Consider the following 19,280-nt stretch of genomic DNA (forward strand, 5'->3'; position numbering starts at 1 on the left):
ATAAGGATGGCATGTGGGCGTATTTGCATTAACGGGAAGTGCTACCGGTATTGGTGCCGCTATCAAGACGCAGCTTCGTGATAATGGTCATCAAGTGATCGTGGTGGATCTTGCCGAGGGCGATATTTGTGCGGATCTCTCGGCCTTGGCTGGACGTCAAAAAGCCATTGATGGCATAAGAGCACTTGCGCCAGATGGCCTGGATGGGTTTATACCCTGTGCTGGCTTGGGGCCGTCGGTTCGTCCTCTGTCATTAATTCCCCAAGTTAATTATTTTGCTGCGGTAGCCATGACGGAGGGCCTTTTAGATTTATTGCTAGGGCGCAAAGGCAGTGTCGTCATGATCGCCTCTAATTCTGCGGCCATGGTGGGGCATGATGAGTATGTGGAGCTCATGTTGAATGATCAGGAGCTTGAGGCATGTGGTTATATTGGTGATAAGGACGGCCACAGCGCCTATGCCGGATCAAAGCATGCTCTGAGCTGTTGGTTGCGTCGCAATGCCCCCGAGTATGCCCGGCAAGGCGTGCGCATTAATGCGGTTGCCCCTGGTATTATCAACACCCCATTAAGCGATAAAGTACTTGCAGACAAGGATTTGGGTGCCGTCATGAAGGATTTTGGTGACAGCGTTCCGCTGGGGAAAACCGGTGAGCCAGAACAGATCGCTGATGTGGTGTGTTTTATACTGAGTCGCAAAGCAAGTTTTATGGCAGGCTCTATTGTGTTTGTTGATGGCGGGCATGATGCAATGTTAAGGCCTGACCAGTTTTAATCAGCACTTAACGCTGTTGATAGTGGCGTTAAGTGCTAGTGCCATCCCATTTTCCATTGGCTGTTATTTTTTAAGCTTTGCCATTGTATTTCAAACTCTCGCTTGCTCATCACCGCTTCCATAAGACAGTACACAACGGCACCCTCTTCATTAAACTCAATATCGCTCACAAGGAAATGTTTTTCTTTGTGCTGTGGCTGTGTGGCTGTCCATTTGCTATTTAGGAGCTTCTTCGGGTTAAAGGTATTCATAATTACGTTGTTGCCTAAATGTCTGTTGATGATTTTTGTACGGTGTTTTCGTAGTTCTGGATGATAGTTATAGGCTGGGTTGCCGGTTTGGAAATGAACACTGATATTTTGTTAAACTCATCTGGCAGCCTGTTTTAGTGCCTGCAATATAGGAGTGTGCATGTCACTGATTTCCCCCCTTATCCCCATCATCTTACCGGTTATTTTGTGTGCAGCCATTGGTGTGGTTTGGGTCCGCTGTCGCCAACCTTTTGATCATGAGTTTGTTCGCCGCATTGTATTGTGGGTGGGTGTTCCCGCGCTTATTGTGGGGACATTAGGGTCAACGGTCATTTCAGTTGAGCTATTTAAACAGGTATTGCTTGCCACAACCTGTATGCTGGTATTCACATCCATCTTTGCCATTATTGCCTGCTGGGTACTACGGATTGAACCACGCAATTTTGTGATGCCATTGGTATTTGGCAATTTTGGTAATATGGGTTTGCCCTTGTGTGTTTTCGCTTTTGGTCAGGAAGGCTTGGCAATTGGCTTGGCGGTATTTTTAACAACGACCATCGCGCATTTTTCGTTTGGCGTTGCGGTGTTAAGTGGCAAGGCAGTGTTCAAAAGTGTTTTTGGTTCTCCCATTATTTATGCTGGGATTATCGCCTGCCTACTTATTTTTAATCACTGGGACTTGCCGCTGTCATTACAAAATACCTTGGGCTTACTGGGTGGGCTGTCAATTCCGCTGATGTTAATTACCCTTGGCGTGTCCTTGAACTCGCTTAAATTACATCAGGTGGGAAAATCTGCGGGGCTGGGTGTATTGCGCTTGCTCGTGGGTTTAGCCGGCGGCTTTGCGTCGGTATATTTTTTGGATATCGACGGTTTGGAGCGCAAAGTCATCTTGTTGCAGTCCGCTACGCCTGTGGCGGTATTCAATTATTTATTGGCTATCCAATACCGGCGTGCGCCAGATGTGGTGGCGGGCATGGTTGTGAGCTCTACGTTGCTTAGTTTTTTTAGTATTCCTGTGTTGCTCTATTTTCTTGGTGTTTGATGCCTTAAGGGCCAGTTTTACTGGCCCTTAACACCATGGTAGTGAACTCAGCGAACAATGATTTTCTTTTTGGCGCGTTTAATTTCGTCTTCCAATCGTTGATAAATGGCTTTTACATCTATGTCGCCACCCACCGCTGCGCGACTAGATATTTGGGTGACGGGAAAAATGGCTTCATCTTTGAAGGGAATTTCAAGAGCGCGGCTACGCCCCAATCTATCGCTATAAATTACCCACTTAAGATGGTGCTCTTTACGGAGGTATTCGCCCATTACCATACCCATTGCCTGCAGAAGGCGGGTTTGATCACCCTTAACAAGCTTGCGATCCAGCATGGTTTGTATGAGTCGTAGGTCATTGTCACGGCTTTCGCCGAAGCTACGGCCCAGCTCAATGCGGCTAAGATCGTTGAGTTCGCGCTGACTTTCACTCATGTATTGCTCATCTAGCGGTGTCATCGGGATTGTACGCCAAGGATCAGCTATACTCAGCGGCGCTAAAATGGCCAATATGATGATAGTTAGGAAACGCATTGGGTTTTCTCCTGTCTCAGCAGAGCAAAACGTGGCTTTATACCAGTGATTTGACTGTGCTTATAGTAATTCGTTTCGCGAAAGTAGATAAGCGTAACGGGTTTACATTGATTTGTCCCTTGAGCTGCGTGGCACTGGCCAGTACCATTAGCGGCTTGCACCAAATTTGGAGATACCGGCATGATTTCGGGTAGTGTGGTTGCCCTAGTAACCCCGATGCACAGCGATGGCAGTATAGACTGGCAAGCGTTGTCGCGTCTGATTGAGTGGCATATAGAACAGGGCACGGATGGGATTGTAGCCGTTGGTACAACGGGTGAATCTGCAACGCTTGCTATGGATGAACATAAAATGGTCATCAAGGCCTGTGTTGATCAGGTGGCAGGTCGTATTAAGGTTGTTGCCGGTACGGGGGCGAACTCTACCGCCGAAGCCATAGAATTAACCAAGGTAGCCTACGAAGTGGGTGCCGATGCCTGCTTACTGGTTACGCCATATTACAATAAGCCGACCCAAGAAGGCTTGTATCGTCATTATATGGCGATCGCCGATGCCGTTGATATTCCTCAGATTTTATATAATGTGCCGGGTCGAACCGCTTGCGATATGCTGAATTCGACCACGATTCGTTTAGCGGAGCATCGCAATATTATTGCGATTAAAGATGCGACCGGTGATTTAGTGCGCGGTAAAGAATTAATTGATGCGGTTGGCGATAAGCTGGCGGTGTTATCAGGCGATGACGCAACGGCTGCAGGCTTAATGTTGTTGGGCGGTCAGGGTAATATTTCGGTCACTGCCAATATAGCGCCTGCGGCAGTTAAGGCTGTTTGCGTGGCGGCAATGGCTGGAGATGAAGCGGCCACTGAAGCGGCAGACGGCCCCTTACGTATTCTTCACGAGCGATTATTTGTCGAGGCCAACCCCATACCAGTGAAATGGGCGCTGTTGGCAATGGGCTTGATGGAAGATGGGATTCGGTTGCCTTTGACTGTACTCAGTGATGTGGAACAACCACGCGTTAGAGACGCTTTAAACCAAGCGGGATTATTAGACTAGATGAGCACAATTATGCGCAGTAACGGTTTTCGATTAACGGTAATGGGGCTGGTATTGGCAATATTGTCAGGCTGTTTTGGTGGCGGCGTATTTCGCGATCGTGGGCAAGATTACCGCAGCGCAAAACTCAGCGCACCTCTGGAGCTGCCGCCGGGAGTAGAGTCACAGACACTTGATGACCAGTATGTGGTGCCGGGAATCCAAACCCATAAACCATTACCTGGGGAGTTTGAAGTTCAGCCGCCAGAGCCTCTCGCGAAAAATGTGGGTACGGCTGAGGTGAAAATTCAGACTTTGGACGATCATAGCTGGATATTGCTTGATGGCGATCCTAATCAAGTTTGGCCTCGTATGCGCATATTTCTTGGCCGAGCGGGTTTAGATATTGCTAAGGCAGACGGCGAAAGTGCCATCATTGAGACCGAGTGGCGTGATCCCAATGGCGATGGTGCGAGCCGTGAGCGGTTTCGTTTCCGCTTAGAAGAGGGTGTACAAAAAGATACCAGTGAAATCCATGTGCTTGTGCAAATAAATGGCAATGAAGAGTGGCCTCAAACATCGGATAATGCCAAACGTGAATCGCAAATGGTGCGCGTGGTCGCTCAGTATTTGGCAGATCAGGAAACGGCTGGATCGGTTTCCATTCTTGCTCAACGCTCCGATGGCAAAGGAAAGATATTCATTGAGGGTGGCGAAGACAGTGGCCCAGATAGCCGTCATTTGCGCTTATTACTGCCAGTTGATCGGGCGTGGGCAGCACTTGGCCTAGCCTTGGTAAAAGCGGGCTTTGAAATAGAGGATGATCGCCGCGAAGTTAATAAATATTGGCTAACCTACGTTGATCCGGAAGCAGAGCAGCCAGGTTGGTTTGCACGTACTTTTGGTGCTCGGCGTAATGGCTTGAGCCGCTATGTGGTTGAGATGCAAGAGGTTGGGCCGGAAGAGGCGCGTATTTATTTGAATTATCAGAAAGGTCGCCGGCTTCGTGAGGCAGAGCGTGAAAAACTGCTTACCCGAATTATGGGGTATTTGTATTAGTGCGTTTTGCATCGCTGGGTAGTGGTAGTAAAGGCAATGCAACCCTGCTTGAGACTAGTCAAAGTTGTGTGTTGATTGACTGTGGTTTCACCATAAAAGAAACCGAACGCCGTATGGCTAGGCTGGGGCGAAGCCCCAGTGATTTAGAAGCTATTTTGGTAACCCACGAGCATAGCGACCATATTAAAGGCGTGCTGCCCTTAGCTCGGAAATACAAACTACCGGTGTATTGTAGTTATGGAACCGCTGAGTATGGGCAGCTGCGACTGTCTCATCACTGGCGAGATTTGGTGCTGGGGACGGTGGTCGACATCGGTGGAATTTCAGTGATGCCAGTTGCGGTGCCTCACGATGCCCGAGAGCCATGCCAATTTGTGTTTAGATACCAAAAAAAAACGTTTGGGCTGCTCACAGATTTAGGTAGTATTACGCCCTTCGTTCGCGAGCACTATCGTCAGTGTGATGCGCTGTTGCTAGAGTGCAATCACGATAAGCAGATGTTGGCCGATGGCCCTTATCCTTACTCATTAAAACAACGGGTTGGTGGTGATTGGGGGCACTTAAATAATCAGCAAGCGGCGAGTTTATTAGCTGAGGCTGAAGTGGGGCATTTACAACATGTTGTGATGGCTCACCTGAGTGAAAAGAACAATACCCCCGCTTTGGCGAGGGCGGCAATAGAACCGATGTTGGCAAACAGTGACGCGCTACTGTCTGCTGATCAAGAGGCTGGTTTTGACTGGCTGGATATAGCGTAATCATCTTGTGTTAATGAGGCAAACCATGGAAAAACGCGAAGAGTTGTATTCCGGCAAGGCAAAATCAGTGTATAAAACTGATGATCCTGACCGTTATATCCTCAATTTCAGAAATGACACCTCGGCCTTTGATGGCTTGCGGGTAGAGCAGCTGGATCGCAAGGGCATGGTCAACAACAAGTTTAATGCTTTTATCATGAATGCATTACAAGCGGCCGGTGTACCCACTCACTTTGAGAAGCTGTTGTCTGATAATGACGCCTTGGTGAAAAAGCTGGATATGCTTCCGATTGAGTGTGTCGTTCGGAATATTGCCGCAGGTTCTATTGTGAAGCGATTGGGTGTGGAAGAGGGCAAGGAATTAAACCCGCCAACGTTTGAGATGTTTCTTAAAAATGACGAGCTGCACGACCCCATGATCAACGAGTACCACATTCGTTCATTTGGCTGGGCAAATGATGCGCAGTTGGATCGCATGAAAGAGCTAACCTTTAAAGTAAACGATGTGCTCAAGGCCATGTTTGCTGATGCCGGCATGCTCTTGGTTGATTATAAGCTTGAATTTGGTGTGTTTAGCGACGGCGAAATACACCTTGGCGATGAATTCTCGCCAGATGGCTGTCGCCTTTGGGACGCCGATACCCGTGAAAAACTCGATAAAGACCGCTTCCGCCAGGGCCTTGGTAATGTGGTGGAGTCTTATGAAATCGTCGGACGTCGTTTAGGCATCGACTTTGATGCATAGTTAAGCGGTATTGTGTAAGTTAATTGTCATCTAAAGGCTTTATCCTTCGGCGCAGTTCACGTAATGAGCTGCGTTGTTTTAGACTGGATGTAAATGACTAGATTATCCCCCTTTCATCGGACCTCACTCTTAGCAGTATTGTTACTCTGCTTAAGTTGGTCTGCGTGGCTGCAGGGAAATCATATTCATATTGCAGAACACGCAGCAATTGATGCTTGTGTGCTCTGTCATTACAACACCGCGGCGATGCCGTCGTCACCTAGTGCACCAGATATAATTACAGTAGCGCAAACTGTCATTGCAGTGATTGCGTTTCTGGGGGCATTGCCCCTTTCATTTTTAAGTCCTCCTGCTCGCGCGCCTCCTCGTAAATTCATCGTCGTTTAAACTCGGAAATCTATACTGTTGTTTGCACTGTATGCAGCGCGATATTCCCTTGCGCGTATAGGCCTTTTTGGCAGATATCAAAGAATGTCGATCGGCTTTAATTACGGTGACACGATGGTGATTTCCTGATTACCAAAAGGCCTTGGCCGCGAGTGAAATCGTGCCGCTGATTACGATGGAATGATAAGCAGGAAGTACAGTAATGAAGAAATATTTTTTACCGGCTTTAGTGGCACTTACTAATGCCCCGGCTTTTGCTGAAGAAACCCAACAAGTTGAGCATGTTTTAGTCACCATGCCAATGCATAAAAAAGAAGCCCAAACGGCATTGCCTGTAACCGTTTTAAGTGGAGACGAGTTAAAGCGCCAAGCCGCAGCCACCATTGGTGAAACTCTAAATCTCTCTCCAGGTTTAAGTAGTGCAAGCTTTGGCCCAGCAGTGGGGCAACCCGTTATTCGGGGGCAGCAGGGCGCGAGGGTACAGGTTTTACAAAACGGTTTGCCAGCTTTAGACGTGTCAACGAACAGTGCTGACCATGCGGTTTCGGTTGAGCCGGTTCTTGCTGACAGTATTGAAATACTCCGTGGACCGGCCACTATGCTCTACGGCGGTGGTGCGATTGGCGGCGTTGTGAATGTCATTGACGGTCGTATTCCTGTTAAGGCAGTGAACGGGGTTGAGGGCGCGGCAGAGTTTCGCAATACAAGTGTTGATGATGGTCGCAGTGGTGTGTTTCGTGTCGATGCAGGTAACGGTCGATGGGTAGTGCATGTAGATGCCCTGTATCGAGATTGGTCTGACCCCGATATCCCAGGTTTGGCAATTAACCCTGATAATGTTGACGATATTGAAGAAAACACCGACGGAAGTATTGGCAATGCCAGTGGGCGGACTCGTCGAGTAACACTGGGTAGCAGCTACCATTTTGAAGACGGCTACTGGGGGGTAAGTTATACCGAGTTAAGTAATCAGTATGGGATTCCATCTGGTGTGCACCACCATGACGAAGATCACGAGGAAGAGGATCATGATGATGACGACCACGATGATCACGACGAGGACCATGACGAAGATCACGAAGACCATGATGAAGATGGTGTAAATATCGTGATTGACCAAACCCGTTGGGACGCTGCCGGTGATTTGCACTTGGCGGGCCCATTAGATCTTTTCCGCTGGCGTGTCAGTTATAGTGATTATCAACACCAAGAAATTGAATCCACTGGTGAAGTGGGTACTACCTTCAGCAAAGAAGCTTGGGCAGGACGCTTAGAGCTATCACATAAACCATGGGGAAATTGGCATGGGGTATGGGGCTTGCAGTTGTTAGAGTCTGATTTTTCTGCCTTGGGTGAGGAGTCGTTTGTCCCAGAAAACACCACTAGAAGCGTTGGTTTGTTTTGGTTAGAAGATTATCACGCCGATAAATGGTCTCTAGAGGCGGGTTTACGTGCAGATTTTGATTCTTTGGAGATCGCTCAATCAGTTGCGGATGATCAAGATGATAGCAGCGTAAGTGCCTCTTTAGCTGGTATGTACGATATTAGTGATATTTGGGTGGTGTCTTTGGCATTATCCGAATCACAGCGAGCGCCGAATGCTGAAGAGCGGTTTTCAAATATAGGCAATGATCTTTCAAATTATGTTGTTCATGGTGCAACTGGTGCCATTGAAATTGGAGATGAAAATTTAGAAACCGAAAAATCTCGCAATGTTGATTTAAGTCTACGTGCCAATGCTGGTGATGTAAGGGCTAAGTTCTCAATATTTTATAATGAGTTTTCTGATTATATCTATTTAGATAATACCGGAACGCAAAGCGATGAGACTGATATTTTACAGTATCGCCAGCAGGACGCGTCGTTCAGCGGTGTGGAATATGAAGTTAGTTATGATTTAGCTTCAGTTGGTGCTGAGCAGCGCTATACATTTAGTTTATTTGGTGACCGAGTCGATGCAGAGCTAGATAATGGCGATAATGTCCCACGTTTGCCACCGGGACATGATGGTCTTAGCGTTGCTTGGCAATGGCAAGATTGGCAGGCTAATGTTAGTTATGTATACGCGCATGCTCAGAATGATGTTGGAGTCAATGACACAACAACTGATGCATATAAGCGCGTAGATGCAAGTATTGCTCGAGATTTTGTCCTAGCTGGTAACGATTATACGATTATGTTGAAAGGACGTAATTTGGCTGATGAAGAAATTCGCAATAGTACTTCTTTCATACGAGATTACGCACCTGAAGCTGGGCGTAATATTGAGCTAGTGATGCGAGTTAATTTTTGATGAAAGTATTTTTTTCATAAAGTAAAGAGCCTTATTGATACCCGCTGTATGGCGGGTTTTTTTTGCCGTAATTTTAGTAACAGTATGTTCTTAAATATTGAACTTAGCTGTGTGAGGAACAATCCCCCCTTTGTTCGTGTCAGAAATTAGGAGTGCGAATTAGATATTATTCGCAGCAGGTATACGGATACCGTTGTAAGCGTGTCTAAGCCTTGAATTAACGCTTGATATGATTTTATATTCAATGGAGATAAAAGCTTATGAGTACAACATTTGTAAGGAATAGCAAACTTGCATCAATTTTTTTAATGTTGATTGCGACGACTTTTCTTGTAGCGTGCGAGGAAAAAGGGGCGGCAGAAAAAATGGGTGAATCTATTGATCACTCGATGGAAAGTGCGCGAGATAGCTATAAAGAAGGTGTTGAGGAAGTTAAAGACGAAGTGGATGATCACAGCTAAGCGCAGTCATTTCGTATAGGCCCGTTAAATTAGGGGGCTAGCAGTGTCTGCGTATTAGGAGCGCAGACACTGTGATGTGCGGCCCTGTCATACGTGAGATATAATAGGCATTGTGAATACTTAACAGGAATGCTTGTGCGATCTAATACAACGCGGCTTGACCGGTTTATTAGCGCTAAATTGCGTATTAAACGAAGTGATGTTCGATTGTTACTTGCTCAAAAGCGGGTGCTTGTCGATGGTGTTGTGGCAACAAATATTGGCCAAGTTATTGGTCCCTTTTCCTGGGTAAGTTTTGATGATGAGGTGCTGCAAAATCAAGTGGCGCGTTATTTGATGATGAATAAACCCCTTGGCGTTGTCAGTGCTACCAAAGATTCACGAAATAAAACCGTTATTGATTTACTTCCTGAAAACGAGCGTGCTGGTTTACATATTCCAGGACGTTTGGATTTTAATACTACGGGTTTGTTGTTGCTCACCAATGATGGCCAATGGTCACGTAATTTAAGCTCGCCTGCCAATAATATCGCTAAGGTTTACACTGTTACAGTATCAAAGCCTTTGGATGCTAGCTATATTGACGCTTTCGCGTCAGGTATGTTTTTTAACTATGAAGGTATAACTACCCGCCCCGTTAAATTAGAAATCTTAGCTGACTATGTTGCTAAGCTAAGTTTGGTCGAGGGGCGATATCATCAAATAAAACGTATGTTTGGTCGTTTTCAGAATGAAGTGCTGGCGTTGCACCGTGATGCCATCGGTGGGCTGAGTTTAGACCCAAGCTTGGCCTCTGGGCAGAGTCGTCCATTAACTCAGCATGAAGTATTAAGTCTGAAAGGGTAAATATTGAAACACACAGTCTGTAAATTATTCGCTGATTCTAGTTGTTTATTTTATATTCCATCATTTCTCGTTCGCAAACTAGAGTGTAAATCGGGTATGGCTGAAATGCCGATTCAAGCAGTCATATATTTATATTCGTGTTGCATTGATTTATCTTGAATGCGCCGCTAGGACCGGGTAAAACCACCTGCGTGGTCTTAGTGTTTTTGGATCTGCCTTGGTTTGCCAATCAGTGCATTGCGATGCAGGAGCCGTGGAGGCTATCGCTTAATAATGCCGGGTCTATCGCTCCTATATCCTCCGTATTAGCCTGCGGGAAAATATTATCCGTGGGTCAAAATTCTATGTGAAGATTGGGGGTAGCGGGTCAGTTTTAAGTGTAAATCAACTCAGCGGCCTCAAGTAGTTGTTCATGCTCAGCTTGATCTATCCCTAGGGTTTGAAGGACAAACCGTCCCCACGTTAGTTTGTCTACTTTTTGAGTATTCCTAGTAATGGAGTCCACCACTAGGCCCACGAATCCCCAGTAGAGAATTGATTCAAGTGACTTGATTGGCAGCTGCGGATTACAACGTTCTAGAATCAACTCTCGCTTTACAGTGGAGATTAAATAACTCAGCTTGTTTTCTGCTACCACTTCTTTGAGAATTTGCGGGTAGAGTAACAACTGTTCGGTGAGAGGGTCAGATACGACCCTCTGGAACATACCGGTGGCCATGGTCGTAATAATCAAAGCAGGATCGGCATTTATTTCTTCCTTCAGGCCTAGAGTGATTTTTAACAGTTGATTTAACTCCTCGGCATAGTCAACGTAGCGCTCTACAACGGCAGCCTTTATACAGTCTCGCTTGTTATTAAAGTGATTGTAGAAGGTGCGACGTCCCACATCGGCCAGCTCAGTGATTTCGTCAGTCATCACTTTGTCATAGCCCTTATTCAATACTAGCTGGACCGCTGCATCTATCAATTGCTTGCGAGTACGGTTCTTTCTTTTGATCATTCGGTTTGGTGTTGATTTTTTTTCGTGCTGCATTACTCTCCCTGTCTTAAATATGGCCTGCTAATTCTGTGAATTCCACAATGATGCACTAATCATATAAGTACGTCACTTGTAATTAATTTTGTCTCTTGCTGGATCTTCTTTAATTTTAAGTCATTCATTATGTTTGGATGTTTCTAAAGAGTACCGTTACTCTCGGACCTTTGGTAGATTGAAAATCTTGGGTGTAGGCCATGGGTTTGAATGTGAAATAAAGAGCTAGCGCAATATTCAGTATCTCCAAAAGGAGCTAATTGCGGCTACTACTCTTTAAGTTCATAGGCAGCGCTCCATGCTTTTTCCTTTGATGCGGTTAGCAAACCTGATACCGCCAAAAAGTAGCTTGCCAAATCTAGAGCCCGGCTGACTGAGCTCGGCTTTGAAAGACGGGCGGGATATAAGTCGCTGGTAGTAGGCGGAAAGATTTTTGTGACGAGACATGGGATACCCCATGTTAATCAGTCGTTGCACATTGGGAAACCATGAAATGTCGATGATGGATATTTTGTCGCCCATAATCCAGGGCTGCTCAGCTAGGCGTTGATCCAGTTTATTAAATGCCGTCGAGAAGTTCTTAGCCGCGGCACAGGTCTCTGAATCACTGATACCGTTTTCTGCTTTTTCACGCCACCATTCTACTTCGTGTGCACGCTTGGCATCGAAGTTACCATTTTTTTCCTGAGCGTCTATCGAATCCTTGCTCTTTAACGACAGAGGCCCAAATTCAATGGTTAGTAGGCGCAAATCCATATGGAGTGATTCCTCTAGGTCGAGCAGTTGCTGTGCTTCTGCGGCGGCAGTACTTGAGGTATCAAAAAAGTAGCTGTTGCCTGGCTTGCTGAAAGTGGTATTAAGGTAGGTGATGATGTCGTTGCTTTCCACATGCACCACGCCATCGTGCACCAGTACAGGAACTACGCCCCGCGGGTTAATTCCCAAGTACCAAGGCGTGCTGTTCGCCTGCTTGATGAGATTTATTGGATGCGATACCCATTTTTGTTCGAGTTCTCCCAGCATTAATCGCACTTTTTGCGAGCAGCTAGAACCCTGAAAATGTAAAAGGTGCAATCCCTTCCATGCCTTCACTTCCTTAGTAGTTACTTCTTTCTCTGTGAGAATCACTGTTCAGTTACCTCTTATCCATTGGCCGTTGCGGGAGATTTCAGCCAACTCAAGCGTTGCTGTATATATGCTTTGATGATATCCATTTTACCTTTGCTCACGGCGCCACCCTGGTCCACTATCTGATCGCCAATGCTGCCGCATATTTCTGAGTTGATAGCCTTGTAAATCATGATATCTGTATTTTGCGTGCTTGCGAAAACCACAACCACAGCTGTATCCATGGCAAGAATTGATACTGGTCTAAGCATGTTAATGATTGATCGTTACTCCGAGTGATAATCTGCATAGAGTGCCGGCAGGAAGCTGGCGAGGTGTGCCATTTCCATGCCGCAATGCACCACCATGTCGTGCCCGTGGTCTCTGGTCATGGCGAATTTGGAAACGGCCTTCATGCCCAGTACACGGTTTAAGGGATGGGACTTTGGCTTATCTCGAAGAGAGGCCTTTCCCAACCAGAAACGGCTCCGCATTTCGCAGCCGTCTTCAGTCTCTCGGATAAGGTGTACCAGTTTTCCTACGTTGATCGAACTTTTTGCTGGCCCCACGTGCGCGCAAACCACTGTTTGCACACCGGCGGCTTCGAATTTAGATGGATCGAGACCAAACATTTCTGGGTCTTTAAACTGAATGGCCAACTTTAATACACGGTCACCAATGTATTCATCCACGTAGGAGGTATTGCCAACGTACCGTTCGCGGTCGCTCAGGTTAGGGTTATCCTCTGTGGGGTTTTTCATTAAGGTTTTTATATGGGCATGGGGATGCCATAACTTATAGCGCTGGCTTTCGCTACCGTGCCAGCCAAACCACCAGTCGATCATTTTACCGCTGACACCAGGCATGGGTGTTAGTGTGGCGACAAACATTTCGCCATTGGACAGTTGGGTATAACCTGATTCCAATGGCAGGTACCCCGATTCAAGTAGTCGAGTAGACTCTTTGTGTGAAAACCCATAACCGTTTGGAAGGGGGCTTTGTAGTAGACCCTGCGTCACATGTTCTGATAAACCTTTCATGTCAGGGTTCCAGTATTTTGCGTAGGGTTTGTCTTTCAGGTCGTCTGGGCGCATGCCGAGATAAGTTTCATTGGTCATGAGATCAATTCGTCCATATTTTTAGGCACTGTTGGCCGGATTAGATTTTTTACTGCTTAGCGTGATTTTGTCGGTCACCACTTTCACATAACCCTTATCAAGTAGCAGCTTGATTACTGCACCTATCAATTGCTTTCGAGTACGGTTCTTTCTTTTGCACCTTCGGTTTGGCGTCGAATTTATTGTGTTCTGCATTCCATTCCCGATATTTAATACGGCCTCTATTCTGCGGCGAGCCTTCGCCAACATAACAGAAGTGACCATGCAAATATATGCACGCAACAACATTGTTGCACATGTGTGCAATCGTGTTGTAGTATGCAATGGCTTGTCAATAATTAAAAATAACTGGGCAATTTAGGGAGATCCTCGTGATCGCCCTTTCGGAGGATAATAATGTCAACATTTCAACGTCCCTTTCTTGGGATGCTAGCAGGTAGCTTTCTTTTATCGCCGTTATCACAGGCAATAGCTCAAACTGAAAGTTTTATGCTGGAAGAGGTTTTGGTTACCTCGCAAAAACGAGAGCAGTCTCTACAGGATGTACCTGCCTCGGTACAGGCTATGAGTGGCGATATGCTAGAGAATGCCGGTATTACTGACTTTGAGGACTTGGTGGATGTATCTCCTTCCCTGAGTTTTCAGGATAATCTCTCGCCGTACCAGAAAAGCGTCTACATTCGAGGTGTCGGTACCACGATTAACTCTGCCACTGTAGAGTCCAGTGTATCTACGGTGTTGGATGGCGTGGTGCTTGCTCGACAGGGACAGTTTTTTTCGGACCTCGCAGACATTGAAAGGGTCGAGGTTCTAAGGGGGCCCCAGAGTACACTTTTTGGAAAGAATGCCTCCGCTGGTGTGATAAGTATTGTTACTAAAAGACCAACTTTCGAGGAGCCCGAGGGTAATGTTGGGGTTGGTTATGATGAATACGGTGATGCCCGCCTGAAAGGGACTTACTCTGCGCCAATCAGCGATGATTTGGCCTTTCGTGTCAGTGGTAATTACCGACATGTAGATGAGAACCATATTCAAAATATAACTCCCGATGGCCCGAGCTTGGACGGAGCTGAAAGCTATGGTGTTCGAGCTAAATTGCAGTGGGATATCACGCCAGAAATAGATGTTTTATTTATAGCTGATTACACTGATAGTGATTCCCCCTCTGGTGCCAGGGTGTCACGGTCCCTCGGACCTGAGCAAGCAGCGATATCTGCAGCTACAGCCGGAGTTGGTAATCGCGAGACCGAGCTTAATGACCCTAATGAACATCAAATCACCGATTGGGGTCTGAGCGCAGAAATCAATTGGAGGCTTGAGAACCACACCATTACCTCTTTGACGTCTTATCGTTCCTGGGATCTATACGATTTAATTGATATTGATTCAACTGGATTTGACGTACCTCTTACTACTCAAATTGGCGCTAACGGCCCACTGGGTACGCCTTCATTTCGGGGCATTGTAACGGGGGATAAGGATACTGAACAATGGTCTGAGGAACTACGTATTCAATCCGATCACTCTGGTGATTTGCAGTATGTAGTCGGTGCTTTCTTTTGGGGAACGTCCTATGACGGCATAGGAACTTCACGTAGAACTTTCTGTTTTGATGCCCCAACACCGGATGGATACCAGCGACCATCATACAGTGATTGTGAACCTTTGCCGGCTCCCTATACTTCTTCAAACTTTATTGTAAATGACTCTTATTCGAGTCATCAAAAAATTGATACTGAATACTATGCTCTGTTCGGGCAGGCAGACTATTCCTTGGCTGACGACTGGATACTGACCCTTGGTTTACGTTACCAGTATGACAACTTCGCATGGGACGCTGAGCAACTTGGAGTATTAGTTGCCGGTGACACGTTACAAGAGGGCTACGAGGGTACAGGTGATGTTTCCAATAACGAGTGGACTGGAAAGCTCGCCATCCAGCACGACTTCAACGGTGAATCTAATGGCTACATTAGTTATTCCAGGGGGTATAAGGGGCCAGGAGCAAGTATAGACAGTGGTTTCGAAGCGCCATTAGAACCAGAATATGTAGACGCCTATGAACTGGGTTTCAAATCACGGTTAATGGATGGTCGTTTAAATATCAATACTGCTGTGTTCTGGCAGGAATTCAAAGATCAGCAAGTTAACTATTACAATCCAGACGAACTTGGATGGTTGCCCACTAATGCAGGCGAAACCCGTCAGATTGGTATTGAGTTCGATTCACTGTTCGCGGCATCGGCCAACCTAGTGTTGAATGCCAGTTTAACCTGGCTGGACGCCGAGTATCTTGAGTATGAAGTCGACTGCTATACATCAGATCCTGATCCTCAATGTTCAGTAAATGGTTCAAAGGATGTATCTGGTGAAGTAACAACTTTCTCACCTGAGTGGAAAACAATTATCGGTGGCCGCTACCACCAGCCATTGTTTGATAGTGGTCTAGAAGGTTTCGTACAGCTTAATTACCGCTGGCAGTCTGAAGTTCAGTATGACGCTAACCAGAACCCTAATACCTTACAGGACGCCTATGGTGTAGCTGACTTGTCTTTCGGTTTTGAAGATGAACAAGGTAAATATTTGCTTAGCTTCTTTGTGAACAACTTGTTCGATAAACAGTATGTGAGCAATATTGCGGCATTTTCTGATGCCACTGGACAATATGACAGCGTTATTCAGTTTGTGCCTAAATCGGCAGACCGGTATTTCAGCATGAACTTCAATTATAACTTTTAGCTTCCCAAGTCGACGAACCGCTAAGTCGGTGGTTCTTTAATTATAACATTTAACGGGTTTAGCCCAGGGAAAGTGCCTATTATGAAATTAAACACACTTATTCCAATTACACTAATATCAGCCCTGTCTTTTATTGCGGCGGGTTGTTCAACGCCAAGCGACAATAAAGAAAGTGTAGCATTACCTTCAAAATATCCGGCGGAGTGGGGGGTAACCTTTCGAAAAGCAGCCTCGTTGCCGCCGTCTTTGGAGTTTGGGCGTAAGACGCTCAAGTACTCTGCTGGGGATGTATTCCCTCCCGCGGCGCTGCCGCTACCCTGCGACATTATCCATGAGCGTGACATCCCTGTGACCTTACGTGATGGGGTAGTCATCTATACAGATATTCTTCGGCCGGCAGATATCCCTTACAAACAACTCCCTGCCATCATTTCCTGGAGCCCCTATGGTAAGCGTTTACCGACACCGCCGCCGAAAGGGGTTCCCCCAGAGTGGTTCTCGGGGCTTGCCAAGTTCGAAGGGGCTGACGCGGCCTTCTGGAGTTGTAATGGCTACGCAGTAGTGAACCCTGATGCGCGTGGCGCATTTAACTCTGAAGGGGCCGGGCATGCTTTCGGCATGGTTGAAGCCGGTGACGGCTACGATGTGATCGAGTGGGTGGCAAATCAGGAATGGAGTAACGGAAAAGTTGGTCTCTACGGCACTTCTTGGCTGGCTATTAGCCAGTGGTTTATCGCCGCCTTGCAACCTCCTCATTTGGCGGCAATCGCCCCCTGGAATGGCATGAGTGATCTATACCGAGACAATACCGCCCCTGGCGGTATTCCGGATACTGATTTCGCGGAGCGTTTCCACAAGTCCGGGGTAGGTATGCAGGAAGACATGGTTGCTACTTTCTACAGGCAGCCGTATATGACGCCTTACATGGAAGACAAAGCGGCGGTACTGGAGAACGTTAATGTGCCGGCCTATGTGGGTACCGACAATACCACCATGCTGCATCGCTTTGGCGCATACGAGGGTTTTCGACGGATATCGTCGGAGAATAAGTGGCTTCGTATTAACAATAAGCAGGAGTGGTATGACCAGTATAATCCGGAGAGCGAGCAGGATTTACTACGCTTTTATGATCGTTATTTGAAGGGGGTCGATAACGGTTGGGAAAACACACCGAAGGTGCGGCTTGCTGTTCTCGACCCAGGTGGCGATGACTTGCTGAGCGTTCCCTTCAGCAACTGGCCTCTGCCTGATACCGAATACCGTAAGTACTATCTGGATGCCTCTTCGAAGGGACTGTCGACCCAACCTGCAGAAGCGGCTGCTCAGCTTAGCTATGAATCTACCGGGGATGAAGTTTCCTTTACTATTACGTTTAACGAGGACACCCGTTTAATCGGTTATTCAAAACTGCGGCTGTGGGTAGAGGCAGAAAGCGCCCCAGATATGGACCTGTTCGTACTGGTGGAGAAACTCGATGTGGATGGCACACTTTTAGACCCTAGGAACGACATTAGCAAGCAGTACCTGCCTTCCCCTCCTGGATTGCCCGGCAGGCTAAGGGTTTCTCTTCGCGAACTCGATCCAGACCTGTCGACAGACTTTATGCCGGTTCAGCGCTTCGTGGAAAACGACTACTTAGAATCTGGCGAAATTGTGCCTGTGGATATTAGGTTATACCCCAGTGCCATTCTGTGGCATGCGGGACAGCAATTACGGCTGACAGTGGCGGGGCATCATATCGACCGCTTCGATGAACTGAATGATATACCCACAGTGAACGAAGGAAATCACATTATCCATACGGGTCCGGAACATAGGTCGTATTTGCAGCTACCAATTGTTCCAATAGATGAGTAATGTTGCTCTGGGCAGGCGGGGATAAGTCCCCGCCCAATCCACCGGCATAGCCTATCTTGGGGAGAATCAGATTCTTCTCATGCCAGGTGTCCCTAGCGAATTCTTATTACAGTCTGCCACAGGCAACTGAAACAAAACCTCAACGGTGTTTCTTCCAGCGGTAGCTGCTGATCTCAACGGCCTTATTGCCGGCAGAGTCAGCGAGAGTTGCGCCTTCCCTGCCAGAATGTGTCAGGAGTCTTCTTTGCAACGACTGGTGTAATAAAGCCTGACTGAGCAGCGTTTGGTCTTGTGCGTCAAATGATGTACACCGCGTCCGGAAAATTGGCAATCACCTGGTTGGTCGATGAATTCAGGTTGTCTGTTTGGCGACGTTCAATCCATCGACATCAAAGAACAAAACAAAGATGCCTCTTGCTTACTCCCTCTATTTTCTTGAATAGTCTTAGCTGATTAAGCGTCTCGGCAATCTATGTTGCATCAAATGTCACAGCCGTAAATCCAGTGTAAAGAGTTGGCTGTAGACGAACAATGCATGGCCGAGACCTGCAAGCACTAATACAACCAGTGCGGGAACGTTAGGAAGAAGACCCTCCCTGTATCCGAGTCTGGTGATGTAGTAAGAGACAGGCAGGTAGAGAAGGATCGCACTCAAGAGGCCTGGCGAATAGACACCAATATACGCTGTTGCCCCCATGTGAAACATGCCCGCGCAAAGCTGGTAGAAGTGAAGTAGAGCTGTCCACTTCCTTGGGTGAAGTGTGACTAGGACACTCAGCCCTACGAGTATCCCCATTATTATCAAGTTGTTCTTGACGAATTGTGCAGTGGTGAAACCGCCAGCAAAGTGGGTGCTGGCCCATGCCGCGAATTGCTGAGATTCCTCAAGGATGTGTACGAGATAAGCTAATGGTGCCAACCAGATCGCCTGGCGGTAGGAAAGCCTGCCGAGAAATTTAGGTATTGCATCAACGTTCATATTTTACTCCTTCAGTGGTTATTAGTATGGGGAATAAAAGGTAGCAGCAGGTTCAAGGTGGCGGTGTTGCTGGGAAGTGGCCAGCCGATACTGGTATAGACTCCTTTGGTCAATTTTTCATTGACCATGGAGTTGTAGCAGTAATCTACGCCGACATATTCCTCTGGAACAGTCGGTGCTAGGAATCCCTGAGTTCCTGCTTTTTACCATAGGACGCGGTTTGTTTTCCCTGCCTTTTCCCATGCCGCGTGATAGG

General features: G+C 47.0%; 19 protein-coding genes. 12 read left to right on the plus strand and 7 right to left on the minus strand.

What is annotated here, in order from left to right; genetic code table 11:
* The first annotated feature begins 13 nt into the window (after window positions 1-13).
* Window positions 14-775 carry an SDR family oxidoreductase gene (locus tag AELLOGFF_RS04750; RefSeq protein WP_159267602.1) on the plus strand — a complete coding sequence of 254 codons (762 nt, stop codon included), beginning with the start codon at window positions 14-16 and terminating at the stop codon, window positions 773-775.
* Window positions 776-810: 35 nt separating this feature from the next.
* Here AELLOGFF_RS04750 and AELLOGFF_RS04755 read toward each other — a convergent pair whose 3' ends face one another.
* Entirely contained in the window at window positions 811-1,026 is a 216-nt protein-coding gene (locus AELLOGFF_RS04755) for a TIGR02450 family Trp-rich protein (RefSeq protein WP_159267603.1), read from the minus strand.
* A gap of 160 nt (window positions 1,027-1,186) precedes the next feature.
* Between AELLOGFF_RS04755 and AELLOGFF_RS04760 the strand changes: the two genes are divergently transcribed.
* Window positions 1,187-2,071: an AEC family transporter gene (locus AELLOGFF_RS04760; RefSeq protein WP_159267604.1), complete on the plus strand. Its 885-nt coding sequence runs from the start codon at window positions 1,187-1,189 to the stop codon at window positions 2,069-2,071.
* Window positions 2,072-2,118: 47 nt separating this feature from the next.
* On the opposite strand, the gene AELLOGFF_RS04765 is transcribed toward AELLOGFF_RS04760, so the two are convergent.
* On the minus strand, window positions 2,119-2,604 hold the full coding sequence (locus AELLOGFF_RS04765) for a DUF3806 domain-containing protein (protein ID WP_159267605.1): 486 nt from the start codon (window positions 2,602-2,604) through the stop codon (window positions 2,119-2,121).
* 180 nt (window positions 2,605-2,784) lie between these two features.
* On the opposite strand from AELLOGFF_RS04765, the gene dapA reads away from it, so the two are divergent.
* From dapA to AELLOGFF_RS04805, 8 genes are all read left to right on the plus strand, one after another.
* Window positions 2,785-3,663, plus strand: coding sequence for a 4-hydroxy-tetrahydrodipicolinate synthase (gene dapA / locus AELLOGFF_RS04770; RefSeq protein WP_159267606.1), 879 nt, complete (start codon window positions 2,785-2,787; stop codon window positions 3,661-3,663).
* Window positions 3,664-4,701: an outer membrane protein assembly factor BamC gene (gene bamC / locus AELLOGFF_RS04775; RefSeq protein WP_159267607.1), complete on the plus strand. Its 1,038-nt coding sequence runs from the start codon at window positions 3,664-3,666 to the stop codon at window positions 4,699-4,701.
* The gene (locus AELLOGFF_RS04780; protein ID WP_159267608.1) at window positions 4,701-5,459 is read left to right on the plus strand and encodes an MBL fold metallo-hydrolase; all 759 of its coding nucleotides are present in this window, start codon (window positions 4,701-4,703) and stop codon (window positions 5,457-5,459) included. The genes bamC and AELLOGFF_RS04780 overlap by 1 nt, the downstream gene beginning before the upstream one ends.
* A gap of 25 nt (window positions 5,460-5,484) precedes the next feature.
* On the plus strand, window positions 5,485-6,204 hold the full coding sequence (gene purC, locus AELLOGFF_RS04785; protein ID WP_159267609.1) for a phosphoribosylaminoimidazolesuccinocarboxamide synthase: 720 nt from the start codon (window positions 5,485-5,487) through the stop codon (window positions 6,202-6,204).
* Between the two features lie 93 nt (window positions 6,205-6,297).
* A complete protein-coding gene (locus tag AELLOGFF_RS04790) occupies window positions 6,298-6,591 on the plus strand; it encodes a hypothetical protein (RefSeq protein ID WP_159267610.1) in 294 nt (97 codons plus the stop codon).
* Window positions 6,592-6,793: 202 nt separating this feature from the next.
* On the plus strand, window positions 6,794-8,884 hold the full coding sequence (locus tag AELLOGFF_RS04795) for a TonB-dependent receptor (protein WP_159267611.1): 2,091 nt from the start codon (window positions 6,794-6,796) through the stop codon (window positions 8,882-8,884).
* Window positions 8,885-9,144: 260 nt separating this feature from the next.
* A complete protein-coding gene (locus AELLOGFF_RS04800) occupies window positions 9,145-9,345 on the plus strand; it encodes a hypothetical protein (RefSeq protein WP_159267612.1) in 201 nt (66 codons plus the stop codon).
* A 135-nt stretch (window positions 9,346-9,480) separates the two neighbouring features.
* The gene (locus tag AELLOGFF_RS04805; RefSeq protein ID WP_235035493.1) at window positions 9,481-10,191 is read left to right on the plus strand and encodes a pseudouridine synthase; all 711 of its coding nucleotides are present in this window, start codon (window positions 9,481-9,483) and stop codon (window positions 10,189-10,191) included.
* 373 nt (window positions 10,192-10,564) lie between these two features.
* Here AELLOGFF_RS04805 and AELLOGFF_RS04810 read toward each other — a convergent pair whose 3' ends face one another.
* From AELLOGFF_RS04810 to AELLOGFF_RS04825, 4 genes are all read right to left on the minus strand, one after another.
* Window positions 10,565-11,224, minus strand: coding sequence for a TetR/AcrR family transcriptional regulator (locus AELLOGFF_RS04810; protein WP_159267613.1), 660 nt, complete (start codon window positions 11,222-11,224; stop codon window positions 10,565-10,567).
* Between the two features lie 282 nt (window positions 11,225-11,506).
* Window positions 11,507-12,352 carry a glutathione S-transferase family protein gene (locus AELLOGFF_RS04815; RefSeq protein WP_159267614.1) on the minus strand — a complete coding sequence of 282 codons (846 nt, stop codon included), beginning with the start codon at window positions 12,350-12,352 and terminating at the stop codon, window positions 11,507-11,509.
* A gap of 14 nt (window positions 12,353-12,366) precedes the next feature.
* On the minus strand, window positions 12,367-12,576 hold the full coding sequence (locus AELLOGFF_RS04820; RefSeq protein ID WP_159267615.1) for a hypothetical protein: 210 nt from the start codon (window positions 12,574-12,576) through the stop codon (window positions 12,367-12,369).
* A gap of 42 nt (window positions 12,577-12,618) precedes the next feature.
* On the minus strand, window positions 12,619-13,449 hold the full coding sequence (locus AELLOGFF_RS04825; RefSeq protein ID WP_159267616.1) for a DAPG hydrolase family protein: 831 nt from the start codon (window positions 13,447-13,449) through the stop codon (window positions 12,619-12,621).
* 396 nt (window positions 13,450-13,845) lie between these two features.
* On the opposite strand from AELLOGFF_RS04825, the gene AELLOGFF_RS04830 reads away from it, so the two are divergent.
* Complete coding sequence (locus AELLOGFF_RS04830; RefSeq protein WP_159267617.1) at window positions 13,846-16,188, plus strand: TonB-dependent receptor; 2,343 nt, start codon at window positions 13,846-13,848, stop codon at window positions 16,186-16,188.
* 81 nt (window positions 16,189-16,269) lie between these two features.
* Window positions 16,270-18,045, plus strand: coding sequence for a CocE/NonD family hydrolase (locus AELLOGFF_RS04835; protein WP_159267618.1), 1,776 nt, complete (start codon window positions 16,270-16,272; stop codon window positions 18,043-18,045).
* Window positions 18,046-18,532: 487 nt separating this feature from the next.
* Here AELLOGFF_RS04835 and AELLOGFF_RS04840 read toward each other — a convergent pair whose 3' ends face one another.
* Window positions 18,533-19,024 carry an HXXEE domain-containing protein gene (locus AELLOGFF_RS04840; RefSeq protein ID WP_159267619.1) on the minus strand — a complete coding sequence of 164 codons (492 nt, stop codon included), beginning with the start codon at window positions 19,022-19,024 and terminating at the stop codon, window positions 18,533-18,535.
* Window positions 19,025-19,280 lie beyond the last annotated feature (256 nt).

The organism is Zhongshania aliphaticivorans, assembly GCF_902705875.1.
Lineage (GTDB): Bacteria > Pseudomonadota > Gammaproteobacteria > Pseudomonadales > Spongiibacteraceae > Spongiibacter > Spongiibacter aliphaticivorans_A.